This is a genomic window from Vogesella oryzagri, assembly GCF_040148885.1.
Lineage (GTDB): Bacteria > Pseudomonadota > Gammaproteobacteria > Burkholderiales > Chromobacteriaceae > Vogesella > Vogesella oryzagri.
Genome location: NZ_JBEFLD010000011.1, coordinates 91,459 through 105,859, shown reverse-complemented (window position 1 = coordinate 105,859; position 14,401 = coordinate 91,459). Strand labels below are relative to the sequence as shown.

At 62.5% G+C, this 14,401-nt stretch carries 16 protein-coding genes; 3 read left to right on the top strand and 13 right to left on the bottom strand.

Annotation, left to right across the window (positions count from 1 at the left end):
- Positions 1-3: 3 nt before the first annotated feature.
- On the bottom strand, positions 4-507 hold the full coding sequence (locus tag ABNW52_RS18105; RefSeq protein WP_349590956.1) for a DUF4442 domain-containing protein: 504 nt from the start codon (positions 505-507) through the stop codon (positions 4-6).
- Complete coding sequence (locus ABNW52_RS18100; RefSeq protein WP_349590954.1) at positions 504-1,142, bottom strand: TetR/AcrR family transcriptional regulator; 639 nt, start codon at positions 1,140-1,142, stop codon at positions 504-506. The genes ABNW52_RS18105 and ABNW52_RS18100 overlap by 4 nt, the downstream gene beginning before the upstream one ends.
- A gap of 189 nt (positions 1,143-1,331) precedes the next feature.
- On the opposite strand from ABNW52_RS18100, the gene dapF reads away from it, so the two are divergent.
- The 3 genes from dapF to ABNW52_RS18085 are packed head-to-tail and all read left to right on the top strand — an operon-like array spanning position 1,332 to position 3,397.
- Positions 1,332-2,162 (top strand): diaminopimelate epimerase, encoded by an 831-nt coding sequence (dapF, locus tag ABNW52_RS18095; RefSeq protein ID WP_349590952.1) that lies wholly within the window; start codon positions 1,332-1,334, stop codon positions 2,160-2,162.
- A 36-nt stretch (positions 2,163-2,198) separates the two neighbouring features.
- A complete protein-coding gene (locus tag ABNW52_RS18090; RefSeq protein ID WP_349590949.1) occupies positions 2,199-2,834 on the top strand; it encodes a DUF484 family protein in 636 nt (211 codons plus the stop codon).
- Positions 2,831-3,397 carry a hypothetical protein gene (locus ABNW52_RS18085; protein ID WP_349590947.1) on the top strand — a complete coding sequence of 189 codons (567 nt, stop codon included), beginning with the start codon at positions 2,831-2,833 and terminating at the stop codon, positions 3,395-3,397. Before ABNW52_RS18090 ends, ABNW52_RS18085 begins: the two co-directional genes overlap by 4 nt.
- Positions 3,398-3,458: 61 nt before the next feature.
- Here ABNW52_RS18085 and ABNW52_RS18080 read toward each other — a convergent pair whose 3' ends face one another.
- The 11 genes from ABNW52_RS18080 to ABNW52_RS18030 all read right to left on the bottom strand — a co-directional run bounded on the left by ABNW52_RS18080 (position 3,459) and on the right by ABNW52_RS18030 (position 14,369).
- On the bottom strand, positions 3,459-3,911 hold the full coding sequence (locus ABNW52_RS18080) for an OsmC family protein (RefSeq protein WP_349590944.1): 453 nt from the start codon (positions 3,909-3,911) through the stop codon (positions 3,459-3,461).
- 36 nt (positions 3,912-3,947) lie between these two features.
- The gene (gene aroF / locus ABNW52_RS18075) at positions 3,948-4,964 is read right to left on the bottom strand and encodes a 3-deoxy-7-phosphoheptulonate synthase (protein WP_349590941.1); all 1,017 of its coding nucleotides are present in this window, start codon (positions 4,962-4,964) and stop codon (positions 3,948-3,950) included.
- 10 nt (positions 4,965-4,974) lie between these two features.
- Positions 4,975-5,562 (bottom strand): LOG family protein, encoded by a 588-nt coding sequence (locus ABNW52_RS18070; protein WP_349590939.1) that lies wholly within the window; start codon positions 5,560-5,562, stop codon positions 4,975-4,977.
- 95 nt (positions 5,563-5,657) lie between these two features.
- Positions 5,658-6,731 (bottom strand): prephenate dehydratase, encoded by a 1,074-nt coding sequence (gene pheA / locus ABNW52_RS18065; protein ID WP_349590937.1) that lies wholly within the window; start codon positions 6,729-6,731, stop codon positions 5,658-5,660.
- 3 nt (positions 6,732-6,734) lie between these two features.
- The gene (locus ABNW52_RS18060; RefSeq protein ID WP_349590934.1) at positions 6,735-7,325 is read right to left on the bottom strand and encodes an O-methyltransferase; all 591 of its coding nucleotides are present in this window, start codon (positions 7,323-7,325) and stop codon (positions 6,735-6,737) included.
- A gap of 120 nt (positions 7,326-7,445) precedes the next feature.
- Positions 7,446-8,660 (bottom strand): MFS transporter, encoded by a 1,215-nt coding sequence (locus tag ABNW52_RS18055; protein ID WP_349590931.1) that lies wholly within the window; start codon positions 8,658-8,660, stop codon positions 7,446-7,448.
- Between the two features lie 154 nt (positions 8,661-8,814).
- Positions 8,815-9,900: a 3-phosphoserine/phosphohydroxythreonine transaminase gene (serC, locus tag ABNW52_RS18050; protein WP_349590928.1), complete on the bottom strand. Its 1,086-nt coding sequence runs from the start codon at positions 9,898-9,900 to the stop codon at positions 8,815-8,817.
- Between the two features lie 68 nt (positions 9,901-9,968).
- A complete protein-coding gene (locus tag ABNW52_RS18045) occupies positions 9,969-10,415 on the bottom strand; it encodes a PaaI family thioesterase (RefSeq protein WP_349590925.1) in 447 nt (148 codons plus the stop codon).
- Entirely contained in the window at positions 10,412-10,882 is a 471-nt protein-coding gene (locus ABNW52_RS18040; RefSeq protein WP_349590922.1) for a PaaI family thioesterase, read from the bottom strand. The genes ABNW52_RS18045 and ABNW52_RS18040 overlap by 4 nt, the downstream gene beginning before the upstream one ends.
- Before the next feature lie 2 nt (positions 10,883-10,884).
- Positions 10,885-13,494 carry a DNA gyrase subunit A gene (gene gyrA / locus ABNW52_RS18035; protein ID WP_349590920.1) on the bottom strand — a complete coding sequence of 870 codons (2,610 nt, stop codon included), beginning with the start codon at positions 13,492-13,494 and terminating at the stop codon, positions 10,885-10,887.
- A 131-nt stretch (positions 13,495-13,625) separates the two neighbouring features.
- Positions 13,626-14,369 (bottom strand): amino acid ABC transporter permease, encoded by a 744-nt coding sequence (locus ABNW52_RS18030; protein ID WP_349590917.1) that lies wholly within the window; start codon positions 14,367-14,369, stop codon positions 13,626-13,628.
- Positions 14,370-14,401: the final 32 nt, after the last annotated feature.

The following is a 14,401-nucleotide window of genomic DNA, read 5'->3' as shown; positions in this document are numbered from 1 at the left end:
GGCTCAGCCCTCCTTGCGTTTCTTGGGCACCCAGGCCCACACCATTTCGCAGGCAATCGGTGCTTCGCCGGATTCATCGGTAACCAGTACCTCGACCAGCACGTCTCCCTTTTCTTCCAGCTGCATGCGGCCAACCTGCTCCGCGTTCAGCGTGGCGACGGCCTTCATACTGCCCTGCGCGCGCTTGAAGTAGCTTACCTTCATCGACTTGAGCAGCATCAGCTTGTCATCCGGCACATTCATGCCCACCACAAAGCCGGTGGCGGTTTCCGCCAGCAGCGCCATCGCCGCCGCGTGCAGGCCGTGAATGTGGTTTTGCACCTTTTTGCGGTTCTTGACGCTGACGACCATGCGCTCGCGGCTGACTTCCTCGAACACCAGGCCGGCGGTACCCAGGAACGGGACAAACTTGCCGAACATCTTGGTGATCGCCCAGCTGCGCAGACCAGCCGGCAGCGCCGCGGTCTTGTCCACCATGCGGCACATGCTGTTTTTGAGTGTGCTCATTGTTGTGACTCCTCGTGTGTTGTTGCTGTGCTGTTGGTATTGTTGGCGCCGGCGGCCTCGGCAGCCAGGCCCAGCAGCTGCCGCAGCTGGCGCTTGACACTGCCGATGGCATCCTCGTCGAAGCGCGCCAGTTGCAGCGCCCCCTGCATGGTGGCAAACATCAGCGCGCCCATGCCGGCGGGGCTGCCGGCGTACTGCATGCTGCCATCCGCCCGGCCACGCGCCACGATGTCCACCGCCCAGGCGCGCATTTCCGCCACGAACAGCCCACCCACCTGCTGCATCTCCGCCGGCAGCGTCTGCAGCTCGGCCGACAGGATGCCGCTGGGGCAGATCTGCTGGCGCTGAAAATAGGTGTCGGTCAGCATGAAGTAGCGTTCCAGCTGCTCGGCCGGCGCCAGCCCGGCCTGCGCCGCGATGAAGCGGGCAAAGCGCCGGCGATAGCGCTCAATCAGCGCTACGCCCAGATCGGTCTTGCGCGCAAAGTGGTAATGGATGGCGGCATTGCGCACCCCCAGCCCGGCGCTGATGTGCTGGTAGCTGAAGGCATTGAAGCCACGCGACAGCAGCAGCGTTTCCGCCAGATCCAGAATCTTTCTGCGCGTATCGCCGCGCGCGTCGTTTTCCGCTTTCATGCGGCGACTCTACTTACCGGTCAGTAAGGTGTCAATCAATCGTTTGAATTTATACCGGCGCGCCGTCACAGGCCAATCGGCAGGCGGCGGCCAACCATAAACCGTCGCTGGATACGGCGGTGAATTTGCATGACAGGCCGGGTGAATCGGTTATGATGAAGACCATTTTTCTGCTATTTCCGAGCACCCATGAAACTCAAGTTCAGCAAGATGCATGGCCTGGGCAACGACTTTGTCGTGATCGACGGCGTGCGCCAGACCGTGCACCTGACAGCGGAGCGCCTGCGTCAGCTGGGCAACCGCCACACCGGCGTCGGCTTTGACCAGCTGCTGCTGGTGGAAGCGCCGCACGCGGCGGAAAACGACTTCCGCTACCGCATCTTCAACAACGATGGCAGCGAGGTGGAACAGTGCGGCAACGGCGCACGCTGCTTCGTCAAGTTTGTCACCGAGCAGAAGCTGACCAACAAGCGCGCCATCCGCGTGGAAACCGCCAAGGGCGTGATCGTGCCGATGCTGGACGACAACGGCCTGATCACCGTGGACATGGGTGTGCCGCGCTTTGCTCCGCTGGATATCCCGTTCATCGCCGAAGGCGATGCCATCACCCACCCGCTGCAAGCCGGCGAGCATTCGGTGGATGTCAGCGTGGTGTCGATGGGCAACCCGCACGCGGTGCAGGTGGTCGATAACGTCGATACTGCCCCGGTTGCGGAACAAGGACCGCTGATCGAGCGTCATAGCCGTTTCCCGGAGCGCGTCAACGCCGGCTTCATGCAGATTGTCGGCCGCGGTGAAATCCGCCTGCGTGTTTATGAGCGCGGTGCCGGCGAGACCCTGGCCTGCGGCACCGGCGCTTGCGCCGCCGTGGTAGCCGGCATCCGTCGCGGCCTGCTGGACAAGGTAGTGCGCGTGCACACCCGTGGTGGTGACCTGACCATTTCCTGGGGCGGCCCCGGCCTGCCGGTAAAGATGACCGGCCCGGCCGTGACCGTGTTCAACGGCGAAATCGACGTTTAGCGGCCAACATGGCCGCCCGCAAGAAAGGAGTGTTCTGTGCAAGCTGAAGAGATTCTGGCCTACCTCGACGACAATCCGGACTTCCTGGCCAGCCATGCGCCGCGCTATGGCCTGAAGCCGCTGCAGGATCGGGTGGTGTCGTTTGCCGATCGCCAGATGCTGGATTTGAAAGATCGCAACCGTCAACTGGAGGCCCGGCTGACGCAGCTGATCCGCCATGGCGAGCAGAACGACCAGATCGTGGCACGCAGTCACAAGCTGGCAGTCGCTCTGCTGCGCGGCCAAACGCTGGCCGAAGTGCACCACGCCATCCAGCACAGTTTTGCCGAACACTTTGGCCTGCCGCGCGTGGCACTACGTCTGTGGCATCCGGGCGCGGAGAGCAGCGAGCTGTACAACAGCCGACAGGACATCCGCCTGCTGGCCGGCAATCTGTCCGCCCCCTACTGCGGCCCCTATGCCAACGACGAAATCATCAGCTGGTTCCCGGCCACGCCGGTACTGCAGTCGTTCGCCCAGTTGGCGCTGCGCGATGGGACCGAACCGTTCGGCATGCTGGTGATCGCCAGCGACGATGCCCAGCGCTTCACCCTGGAAATGCAGACCCACTATCTGGCGCAAATGGCGGAGCTGATGTCGCAGGCGCTGCTGCGGGTACTTGGCAAGGCATGAGTCCGGACATCTCCAGCCTGCTGTTGCTGGCACCCCTCGCCCTGTATGTGCTGCATGCACTGTGGCGGCTGATTGCCAGCGATAGCCTGCCGGCGGTGCTGGCCTTCATCGGCGCCTATTTCATCTGTGCCATCCTGTTCCGCCTGACCCTGCCCACGCTGGCGGTGGTGCCGGTCTGGCTACCCTTTCTGTACCCGTATGCCTGGACCGGCATTGCCGCCCTGCTGCTGGCCTGTGGCACGCTGCAGGTTGGCCGCGCCGGCATCCGCCTGCAAGGCGTCCCGCCGCTGATGACCGCCTATGCGCTGTCGCAGCTGTGCCTGCACTTGGGGCTGGTCACGCTCAGCACCGTGCTGGCGGATCGTCCGCTGCAGGCCTACGCCATGCTGCCGCCGCTGGTCGCTGCCGGCGGTTACCTGCTGTACCGGCTGTGCCTGTGGTTCAGCCAGCAGCAGCAAGGCTGGCTGTCCTGGCCGGGGGTGATCATGACCGCCGTGGCCGCGCCGTTACTGCTGGGCTGGGCCGCCGAGCTGCTAGTACCACTGCTGTTGCGCTACGTCTGAGCGCTGTTCGCCAGCAATAAAAAACCCGCCGTATGGCGGGTTTTTTATTAACAAGACGCACTCAGGCAGGCGGTTTCAACACGGCACCGTCGGCATCCAGCACCGTGACATGCACGGGGATGCCCTGTGCCACGCTTTGCGACACGGTGCAGAAGTCCTCGAAGCTACCCAGCAGGCGCTCCAGGTTGGCCGCAACCGCCACCGGCTGCCCGGCGCGCAGCACCACATCGATACGCTGCACCCGCAGGCGATTGCGCTCGTTGCGATCCACCACCGCATTGGCCTCGCACGACAGCGGCTCCAGCGCCACCCGGAACTTGCGCGCGGCAAACAGCAGGCTGGCCGTCAGGCAATTGGCGACCGCCGCCGCCAACAGCTGCGACGGCGACGGGCCGCTACCGCCGCCCAGCGGCGCCGGCTCGTCGGTCTGCAACGGCTGGGCGACGTCGGCAAACTGGTTATCAAAACGGTAGTCCTGCAGCTGCTGCAGCTTGACGATAGCGTTTTCGCTCACGGCATTTCCTTGTCGCAGAAGAAAGGTGTCACGGCATTACAGGCTGCGGCCAACCGCGGCCGCCAATGGCTGCAACTGCGTCCGCAGTGCTTGCAGCTCGGCCGGGGTAATGGCCTGCTCGGCATCGCACCAGGCGTCCTGCGGCGATGGATGAACTTCCAGTACCAGACCATCGGCACCAGCGGCCACGGCGGCAGCAGCCAGCGGCGGCACCAGCCAGCCACGGCCACCGGCATGGCTGGGGTCCACCAGCACCGGCAAGTGCGTCTCGCGCTTGAGCAGCGGAATGGCACTGATATCCAGCGCGTGGCGCGCCGCCGGCTCAAAGCTGCGGATGCCGCGCTCGCACAACACGATGTTATGGTTACCGCCGATGGCGATGTACTCCGCCGCCATCAGCCACTCGCTCAGCGTGGCAGATACGCCGCGATACAGCAGCACCGGCTTGTTGATACGCCCCAGTTCGCGCAGCAGCGGCACGTTCTGCATATTGCGCGGCCCCACCTGAATGGCGTCAACGTCATATTCCAGGAAGGTATCCAGCAGCCGTACATCCAGTATCTCGCTGATCATCGGCATGCCGTGCGCGCGGGCGGCTTGTTGCAGATATTCCAGACCAACCTCGCCCACACCCTGAAACGCATACGGGCTGGTACGTGGCTTGAACGCACCGCCGCGCAGCAGTCGTACCCCCTGTGCGCGCAGGTCCCCCGCCAGCGCGGTCAGTTGCGCGGCGTCTTCTATGGCGCCGGGGCCAGCAATCAGCTGCAACTGCGGCCCGCCAATGGACACCCCACGAATGGACACCACGCTGCTGTCCGGCTTCACTTCGCGCGACACCATGCGGTAGTCCTTCACCACGCGCATGGCGCGCTCGACGCCGGGCATGGTTTCGAACATATCGGCGCTCAAGCTCCGCTCGTCGCCCACCGCGCCGATAATGGTGCGCTCGGTACCGCGCGAAATGTGCTCACTCAGCCCGGCAGCACGGATGCGGCCAACCACGGCATCGATTTGCGGCGCCGTCGCGCTCGCAGCCATCACGATAATCATGGGAACGGACTCAGATACGGTCGTGCGACAGCCATTTGGCCACCGGAGCGGCACGATAGCTGTTCATGCCGTCCAGCAGCACCGGCAGCGTGTCGGCCACCACGAACAGCGCCAGGTTGGATTCGCGAATGAAGCCTTCACGCACGCCGTGCTGCACCATGGCCAGCAACGGATCGAAGAAGCCGGCGACATTGAGCAGGCCGATCGGCTTCTGGTGCACGGACAACTGGCCCCAAGTCAGCATCTCGAACAGTTCGTCGTAAGTACCAAAGCCGCCGGGCAGCGCGATAAAACCACCGGACAGGTCTTCCATCAGCGCCTTGCGCTCGTGCATGGTCTGGGTGACATGCAGCTCGGACAGGCCGTCGTGGGCGACTTCCTTCTCTTTCAGGAAACCGGGAATCACCCCGATGACGCGACCACCGGCAGCCAGCGCGGCATCGGCGGCCACCCCCATCAGGCCGATATTGCCACCGCCGTACACCAGGTTGATATTGCGGGCGGCCAGCGTGGCGCCCAGCTCGCGTGCGGCGTCGCTGTAGGCAGGATTGCTGCCGCTACTGGAGCCGCAAAACAGGCAAATGGATTGAATAGTCATGGCGTGCTTGCACCCGCGGCTAGCGGGCTCTCCACAAATGAATCTTGGCGTAGAAAGCAGCGCGCCGGGCACAAGGCCCGGCGCGCTGCAGCCACTTACAGCACCGCCTGCGGATAGGCGCCGAGCACCTTCACGAAGGCCGTGCGCTCTCGCAAACCGGCCAATGCCTGAACCAGATGGGCATCCTGGGCATGGCCTTCCATGTCGATGAAGAACACGTAGTCCCACAGACCGGCGCGCGACGGACGCGATTCGAACTTGGTCATCGACACGCCGTTGGCCGCCAGCGGCTCCAGCAGGTAGTGCACCGCACCCGGGCGATTGGGCGCCGCCACGATGATGGAGGTCTTGTCCTGCCCGGTCGGGCCGACATCCTGATTGCCCAGCACCAGAAAACGCGTGGTGTTGTTGGGCTCGTCTTCGATGTTTTCCGCCAGCTTCACCAGGCAGTAACGTTCGGCCGCAGCCTGGCCGGCAATGGCGACACAGTCCGGCTCTTCTGCGGCCAACCTGGCGGCTTCGGCATTGCTGGCTACCGATACGCGTTCCACGCTGGCCGGCAAATTCTTGTTAAGCCATTCGTGACATTGCGCCAGCGCCTGGGCATGAGCATACACGCGGCGGATGCCGTCCATGGTGCCATCCTTGCGCAGCAGGTGGTGGTGAATGCGCAGCACCACTTCGCCGCAGATCTTCAGCGGCGAGCTGACCATCAGATCCAGCGTACGGCCGATGGCACCTTCGGTGGAATTCTCCACCGGCGCCACCACGTAATCCAGCGCGCGCGCTTCCACCAGGCGGAAAGCCTCGTCGATAGAGCCACAGGCGACGGTGCGTGCAGCGTGGCCAAAATGCTTGAGTGCGGCCAACTGGGTAAAAGTGCCTTCCGGGCCGAGATAGGCGATGGACAGCGGCTTTTCCAGCGCCAGGCATTCCGACATCACTTCACGGAACAACCGGGCCACCGACTCGCCCGGCAACGGGCCGGGATTCAGGTCCTTGACGCGACGCAGCACCTGCGCCTCGCGTTCCGGACGATAGATAATACCGCCGCCCTTGATTTCACCGATGTCCCGGGCGTGCTGGGCGCGCTGATTGAGGAGATTGAGAATTTCGACATCGATATTGTCGATGGCGTCACGATGTTGCTTGAGCAGTTCTTCCGACACGATTCAGAGGTCTTTCAGGATGACAAACTGGCCTTTACCGATCTCGTAAGTTTCCGCGAGATAGCCATGGGTCGCAAGCACTGCGGCACGGAAATCCGCACACTCTTCGGCGTGCGAAATGGCATTGTCCATTACCACAATGCCACGAGGGGTGAGAATTCTGGCGATTTCCGGCCAGTAGCCGGCATAACGTGACCGGTCAGCGTCCAGAAACAGCATATCTACCGATTCATCGTCGCAGCCGGCCAGCACGCCGAAGGCATCGCCGGTCAGCAATGAAACCGTGTGCTGCAGGCCGAACGAATCCAGCATGGCGCTGGCCAGTGCGGTTTTGTGTGCGCTGTGATCTACCGAACGCAGCCGACCCTTGTTCGCCTGTGTCGCCAGCCCCAGCCAGACGGCGGAATAACCGTTGGAGGTGCCGATCTCCAGCAGCGACATCGCCTTGCGGGCGCGCACCAGCTGATACAGGAACATGCCGGTATCCGGCGTGATATTCAGGCGCTTGTCGGCACGGGCCGCGTGACGCGCATCGTGCGCCTCGCCCTCTTGCCACAATTGTTGCAGGCGCGTGCGATAGGCTGCGGTCAGCATGGGCTACTCCTTAAAAACAGGCTGACAGCATATTACCCAGATTGACGACAAAATTGGGCTGCAGATAGCCCCAGAAGCCCAGCGCCGTCATCGCCGTCAACAGCGCCCAGGCCAGCACTCTCATGCCCGCACCTCTGCCGGTGCGGCCAACGTTTCCTTCACCGGCAAATTGGCCAGCGCCGCGGCAACCCCAAGGCCGATCGCCAGTCCCCAGACCAGATCGTAGTTGCCGGTACGGTCATAAATCACCCCGCCCAGCCAGACCCCGAGGAAGCTGCCAACCTGGTGCGAGAAGAACACCGCGCCGGACAGCATGCCCAGGTTCTTGATGCCGAACAGGCTGACGATCACACCGTTGGTCAGCGGCACGGTGGACAACCACAGGAAGCCCATGGCCGCGGCAAACACCGCCACCGAGGTACTGGTCAATGGCAACAGCAGGAAGATGGCAATCACCACGCTGCGGACAAAGTAAATACCGGCCAGCAGGTAGGGCTTGGAATAACGCCCACCCAGCTTGCCGGAAATATACGTGCCGGCGATGTTGAACAGACCGATCAGCGCCAGCGCGGTACTGGCGACATTGCCGGCCAGACCGTGATCGCGCAGGTAGGCCGGCAGATGCACACCGATAAACACCACCTGGAAACCACAGACAAAATAGCCGGCCATCAGCAGGCGGAAGGAGCGCTGCTGCCAGGCTTCGCCAAAAGCATGGGTGATGCCACGCCAGACACTGAGCGTCGCCTTCGGCACTGCCGGCGCACGCACATAGGCGCGCTGCAGCGGTGCGGCCAACGGCACCAACAGGGCCGACAATGCCGCCAGCACCAGCAACGCCGGCATCCAGCCCAGGCCATCGATCAGCCCGCGCTCGATCGGCACCATCAGGAACTGGCCGAAGGAACCGGCGGCCGCGGTCAGACCCATGGCGCTGGAACGATAGCTATCCGGCACCGCACGCACGATCACGGAAAACACCACGCTATAAGTGGTACAGGACAGCGCCAGCCCCAGCAGCAGCCCGGCGGAACCGGACAGCAGCCAGCCATTGGCGGATACCGTCATCAAGGCCAGGCCCGCCGCATACAGCAGGCCACCGATCACCAGCACCCGCCCCGGGCCATAGCGGTCGGCAAACGCACCGGCAAACGGCTGCGCCGCGCCCCACATCAGATTCTGGATGCCCAGCGCCAGGGCAAAGGTTTCGCGTGTCCAACCGAATTCCTGCGTCATTGGCGGCAGGAAAAAGCCAAAGCCATGCCTTACCCCCATGCTGAGCGACACGATGGCACTGGCGGCCAGCAACAGCAGGGTCATGGGTGACATTTTCATGATGTTTCCTTAACGATTTTGCGCATGGTGCAACCATTTGCGCCGCACCGCCAGCTTTGGCCGGAAACAGATTGATCGTTTTGCTGAACAACAAAAAGCCCGCCATAGTGGGCGGGCCTGTCTGCTTGCGGCCAACGTTGGCCGCAAAGCGTACTCAACCGTGCTGACGGGCGAAATCCAGCATGAAGTGCACCAGCGACTTCACGCCTTCGATCGGCATGGCGTTGTAGATGGACGCGCGCATGCCGCCGACCGAGCGGTGGCCTTTGAGCTGCACCAGGCCGTTTTTCTTGGCCTCGGACAGGAACACATCTTCCAGCGCATCGTCCTTGAGGCGGAACACCACGTTCATCTTGGAGCGGTACGGCGCATCGATATGGCTGTAGTAGAAGCCGTTGCTGCTGTCGATGGCGTGATACAGCAGGCCCGCCTTCTCGTCGTTGCGCGCCTGGATGCCCTTGATGCCGCCGCGTGCCTTCAGCCACTTGAAGACCAGCCCGGCAATGTAGATCGGGTAGGTCGCCGGGGTGTTGTACATCGAATCCGCATCGGCATGAATCTGGTAGTTGAGCATGGTCGGCGTCTGCGGCTGGGCATGCCCGAGCAGGTCTTCACGCACGATCAACACCGTCAGGCCGGACGGGCCGATGTTCTTCTGCGCACCGGCGTAGATCAGGCCGAACTTCGATACGTCGATTTCGCGCGACAGGAAATCGGATGACATGTCGCATACCAGTGGAGTATCACCCAGTTGCGGAATATCGCTGTACTGCAGGCCGCCGATGGTCTCGTTGGAGGTGTAGTGGAAGTAGGCGGCATTCGGGCTGCGCTGCCAGCTGTCCGGTGTCGGCACGTAGGCGTAGTTGCGGTCGCTGCTGCTGGCTACCACATTGACGTTGGTGTAGCGCTTGGCCTCCTTGATCGCCAGCTTGGACCAATGGCCGGTATCCAGCACATCGATCACGCCATCGGCCGGGGCCAGGTTCAGCGGCACCATCGAGAACTGCTGCGACGCACCACCCTGCAGGAACAGCACCTTGTAGCCGGCCGGCACTTGCAGCAGCTCGCGTAGATCCTGCTCGGCCTCATGGATGATCTCCATGAACTCTTTGCCGCGGTGGCTCATTTCCATCACCGACATGCCGGAGCCGTGCCAATCCAGCAGTTCAGCCTGTGCCGTTGCCAGAACCTCGTGCGGCAGTACCGCCGGCCCGGCCGAGAAGTTGTACACTTTTGCCATGTCAGACCTCTGTCTCTTTGTCTTCTGATACGAACAAGCCACGCAATGACGCGTGGCTTTTTTGTTTGTTAACTGCCGGAGCTCAGCAGGAAGTGGGCACGCGCCACCGCCACCGGTTTGCTGCGGTCGTCCTGCCACGCCTCGATCAGTACATGCGCCACGCGCTTGCCCTGCTTGGTGATCTCGCAGCGGGCAAACAGCGTCTGCGCCCGACCGGAGCGCAGATAGTCCAGCGAAAAGTCGACGATCTTCGGCGCTTCCAGCGACTCACTGTTCCACATCAGGTGTAACAGCGCGGCATTTTCCAGGAAGCCGCCGATCAGGCCGCCATGCAGCGCCGGCAGGGTCACATTGCCGACATTGCGCTCGTAAAACGGCAAGCGGAACTGCAGCTCGCCATCCTCCGCCTCGCCAAACTCCACGCCCATCAGCTGCGCATACGGCACGGCGGCGATGATTTCGGCGTAACGCTTGGCATCACGCAGCTGGGTGAAGCTTTCCATGAACGCACTCATGCCCCGCCCTCCTTCGTCAGCATCGGCTTGGGGTTGGAGTCGCGCATGAACGTGGCCACCCCATGGGCAATCGGGTCGTCCGGGCTGTCGTGATAGCACACCGCACGGGTGAAAGCGATCTGGTTGGCCATCCGGTAGCACTCCGCGGTGCAGTAGATGGCCTTGCCCGGTGTGGCCGCCTTCAGGTAGTCGATACGCAGATCCAGCGTGGCAATGGTTTCCAGCTCGGTCATGTGTGCGGTCACCGCGATCCCGCTGCAGGTGTCGACGATGGAGGTGATCACGCCACCGTGCACCACTCCGGTGGCGGGGTTGCCCACCAGCTCGTCACGCCATTCCACTTTCAGCGTCGGCTTGCGATCCACGGTGCCCAGATACTGGAAGCCCAACGTGACGCAATGCGGGAACGAGACGAACAACTCGCCCATCGCCTGCAGCAATGCCGCGTTGGCAGGTGCCTGGCTCATGCTCAGGCTTCCTCGCCAGCGTCAACGTTGGCCGCAAGCTCGTCACCCTCGCCCTCGCCTTCGGCCTCTTCCTCGCTCTCCGCCACTTTCACCAGACAGATCAGCTTCTCGCCCTCGTCCAGGTTGATCAGGCGCACGCCCTGTGCAGAGCGGCCGGTCTCACGCACCTCGGCCACCTTGGTGCGAATCAGCACGCCACCGGTGGTAATCAGCATCACGTCATCGCTGTCTTCCACCAGACTGGCGGTCACCAGTGCTAGGCCGGTCTTGTCGGTAAGGTCCATGGCGATCACGCCCTGGGTGCCACGGCTGGTATGGCGGAACTCGCCCACCCGAGTACGCTTGCCGTAACCGCCATCGCTGGCGGTCAGCACCTGCTGCTCGTCGCTGTTGGCCACCAGCAGCGAAATCACCTGCTGCCCTTCGGCCAGCGCCATGCCACGCACGCCGGTAGCGTTACGGCCCATGGCGCGCACATCGCTCTCGTCGAAGCGCACCGCCTTGCCACCGTTGGAGAACAGCATGATCTGGTCGCTGCCGCCGGTCAGCGCCACGCCCACCAGGTAATCGCCCTCGTCCAGATTCACCGCGATGATGCCGGCGCTGCGCGGACGGGAGAAATCGGCCAGCGGCGTTTTCTTCACGGTACCGTTGGCGGTACACATGAACACGTACTGGTCCTCGGCAAACGCCTTCACCGGCAGCATGGCGTTGATCTTTTCGCCCTCGGCCAGCGGCAGCACGTTGACAATCGGCTTGCCGCGACTGGTACGGCCGCCCTGCGGCATGTCGTACACCTTGATCCAGTAGCAGCGGCCAAAGCTGGAGAAGCACAGCACGTAGTCGTGGGTGTTGGCCACGAACAGGGTGTCGATGAAATCGTCGTCTTTGGTGGCAGCAGCCTGCTTGCCGCGACCGCCACGACGCTGCGACTGATAGTCGTCCACCGGCTGCGCCTTCAGGTAGCCGCCGTGGGTTACCGTCACCACCATGTCCTGCGGGGTGATCAGGTCTTCGATATTGATGTCGCCGCCAAACGGCTCGATCTCGGAACGACGCGCATCGCCATACTGCAGCTTGATGGCATTCAGTTCGTCATTGATGATCTGGTTGATACGTTCCGGGCGAGCCAGGATGTCGATGAGATCCATGATGGTGTCCATGATCTCGCGGTATTCGCCGACAATTTTATCCTGCTCCAGGCCGGTCAGGCGCTGCAGGCGCAGATCCAGGATCGCCTGTGCCTGTACATCGGACAGGTAATAGCCATCCGGGTGCAAGCCGAAGTTCTCTGCCAAGCCGTCCGGGCGCGCCTGGGTCTGGTCCACGCGCGCCAGCATGCTTTCCACCAGCTCGGAGCGCCAGGCCTTGGCCATCAGCGCGGCCTTGGCCTGCGGCGGCGCATCCGACGCCTTGATCAGCGCGATGATCTCGTCCACGTTGGACAGCGCCACGGCCAGGCCTTCCAGGATATGGCCGCGTTCGCGCGCCTTGCGCAGTTCGAAAATCGTACGCCGCGTCACCACTTCACGGCGGTGGCGCAGGAATTCCTCAATGATCTGTTTCAGGTTCAACAGGCGCGGCTGACCGTCGACCAGCGCCACCATATTGATACCGAAGCTGTCCTGCAGCTGGGTCTGCTTGTACAGGTGGTTCAGTACCACCTCCGGCATTTCACCGCGCTTGAGTTCGATCACCACGCGCATGCCGGATTTGTCGGACTCGTCGCGCAGGTCGGAGATGCCTTCGATCTGCTTGTCGCGCACCAGCTCGCTGATACGCTCCAGCAGGCGCGCCTTGTTCACCTGGTACGGAATCTCGTCGACGATGATGGCCTGGCGGTCGCCCTTGCCGATGTCTTCGAAGTGCACGCGGGCACGCATGATGGCGCGGCCGCGACCGGTGCGGTAGCCCTCCTTGATGCCGGCGGTACCGTAGATGATACCGGCGGTGGGAAAGTCAGGCGCCGGGATGATGTCGATCAACTCGTCGATGGTGAGCTCGCTGTTGGCCAGCAGGGCCAGGCAGCCGTCGATCACCTCGGTCAGGTTGTGCGGCGGGATGTTGGTCGCCATGCCCACTGCGATACCGGCGGCACCGTTGATCAGCAGGTTGGGGATGCGCGACGGCATGATCAGCGGCTCCTGCTCGGAGCCATCGTAGTTGGGGCCAAAATCGACCGTTTCCTTCTCGATATCCGCCATCAGCTCATGCGCAATGCGCGCCATACGGATCTCGGTGTAACGCATGGCGGCGGCGTTGTCGCCGTCCACCGAACCGAAGTTGCCCTGACCGTCGACCAGCGGATAACGCAGCGAGAAATCCTGTGCCATACGCACGATGGTGTCGTACACCGCGGAGTCGCCGTGCGGGTGGTACTTACCGATTACATCGCCCACGATACGGGCAGACTTCTTGTAGGCGCGGTTCCAGTCGTTGGACAGCTCGTGCATGGCAAACAGCACACGACGATGCACCGGTTTCAGGCCGTCCCGCACGTCTGGCAGGGCGCGGCCAACGATTACGCTCATGGCGTAATCGAGATAGGAGCGGCGCATCTCCTCTTCCAGGCTGACGGGCAGTGTTTCCTTGGCAAAAAGCTGATCGGTCATGGAAATCCGTTAACGTGAGCAAAAATATGGTCGCATTCTACCACAAAGCCCTGCTGCAAGCGGCTGCGACACCGGATGACAGACGCAAAAAAGGCCGGAGGAATCCGGCCTTTTTCTGACTGCAGCAACGCTTAGCGAGCGCCGATCTGCAGCTTTTTCTCCAGGCGGCCAATCCCCCACGCCATCAGCATGGTCAGCGCCAGATAGATGAAAGAAATGGTCAGATACGGCTCCCAGTAGCGCGAGTACACCCCGGCCACGGTACGGGCGGCAAACGCCAGTTCCGCCAGACCGATAGCCGACACCAGCGAGCTGTCTTTCAACAGCATGATGGCCTCATTACCCAGCGGCGGCAGCATGCGGCGGAATGCCTGCGGAACGATCACAAACTTCATGGTCTGGCCATAGGACAGCCCCAGCGAGCGCGCGGCCTCCATCTGCCCCCGATCGATGGACTGGATGCCGGCACGAAAAATCTCGGTGATGTAGGCACCGGCATTCAGTGTCAGCGCCACCAGACCGGACAGAAAGGCACCATAGTTCTGGCGAATCTCACGCGCGACATCGCCGTTGAGCAACAGGCCGTCGGTCGGATGAATCAGCATCGGCATCAGCGCGAAGTGAATCAGCAGAATCTGCACAAATAGCGGCGTGCCGCGGAAAAAGGCAACATAGGCCCCAGCCGGCATGCGCACGCCAAATTTGAGAAAGTACTTCATGCCGCCGTGCTTGGCCTCGGCCAGTCGTGCCATCCCCATGAACAAGCCGATCAGGGTGCCAAACACCACGGCAATTACCGTAATACCCATCGTCATTTTCACGCCATCAATAAACAACGGCGCGTATTCGGCAATCATGCCCCAGCGGAAATCCATGCTTGTCCCTCCCGGATACTAAAAGCAAACGG

Bases quoted from the DNA above. Each gene is read 5' to 3' on its own strand.
- ABNW52_RS18060 (WP_349590934.1), bottom strand. From the start codon at position 7,325: ATGCTGACCGCAGCCTATCGCACGCGCCTGCAACAATTGTGGCAAGAG.
- serC (WP_349590928.1), bottom strand. From the start codon at position 9,900: ATGGCAAAAGTGTACAACTTCTCGGCCGGGCCGGCGGTACTGCCGCAC.
- ABNW52_RS18055 (WP_349590931.1), bottom strand. From the start codon at position 8,660: ATGAAAATGTCACCCATGACCCTGCTGTTGCTGGCCGCCAGTGCCATC.
- ABNW52_RS18105 (WP_349590956.1), bottom strand. From the start codon at position 507: ATGAGCACACTCAAAAACAGCATGTGCCGCATGGTGGACAAGACCGCG.
- ABNW52_RS18040 (WP_349590922.1), bottom strand. From the start codon at position 10,882: ATGAGCCAGGCACCTGCCAACGCGGCATTGCTGCAGGCGATGGGCGAG.
- gyrA (WP_349590920.1), bottom strand. From the start codon at position 13,494: ATGACCGATCAGCTTTTTGCCAAGGAAACACTGCCCGTCAGCCTGGAA.
- dapF (WP_349590952.1), top strand. From the start codon at position 1,332: ATGAAACTCAAGTTCAGCAAGATGCATGGCCTGGGCAACGACTTTGTC.
- ABNW52_RS18045 (WP_349590925.1), bottom strand. From the start codon at position 10,415: ATGAGTGCGTTCATGGAAAGCTTCACCCAGCTGCGTGATGCCAAGCGT.
- aroF (WP_349590941.1), bottom strand. From the start codon at position 4,964: ATGATTATCGTGATGGCTGCGAGCGCGACGGCGCCGCAAATCGATGCC.
- ABNW52_RS18085 (WP_349590947.1), top strand. From the start codon at position 2,831: ATGAGTCCGGACATCTCCAGCCTGCTGTTGCTGGCACCCCTCGCCCTG.
- ABNW52_RS18070 (WP_349590939.1), bottom strand. From the start codon at position 5,562: ATGACTATTCAATCCATTTGCCTGTTTTGCGGCTCCAGTAGCGGCAGC.
- ABNW52_RS18100 (WP_349590954.1), bottom strand. From the start codon at position 1,142: ATGAAAGCGGAAAACGACGCGCGCGGCGATACGCGCAGAAAGATTCTG.
- ABNW52_RS18030 (WP_349590917.1), bottom strand. From the start codon at position 14,369: ATGGATTTCCGCTGGGGCATGATTGCCGAATACGCGCCGTTGTTTATT.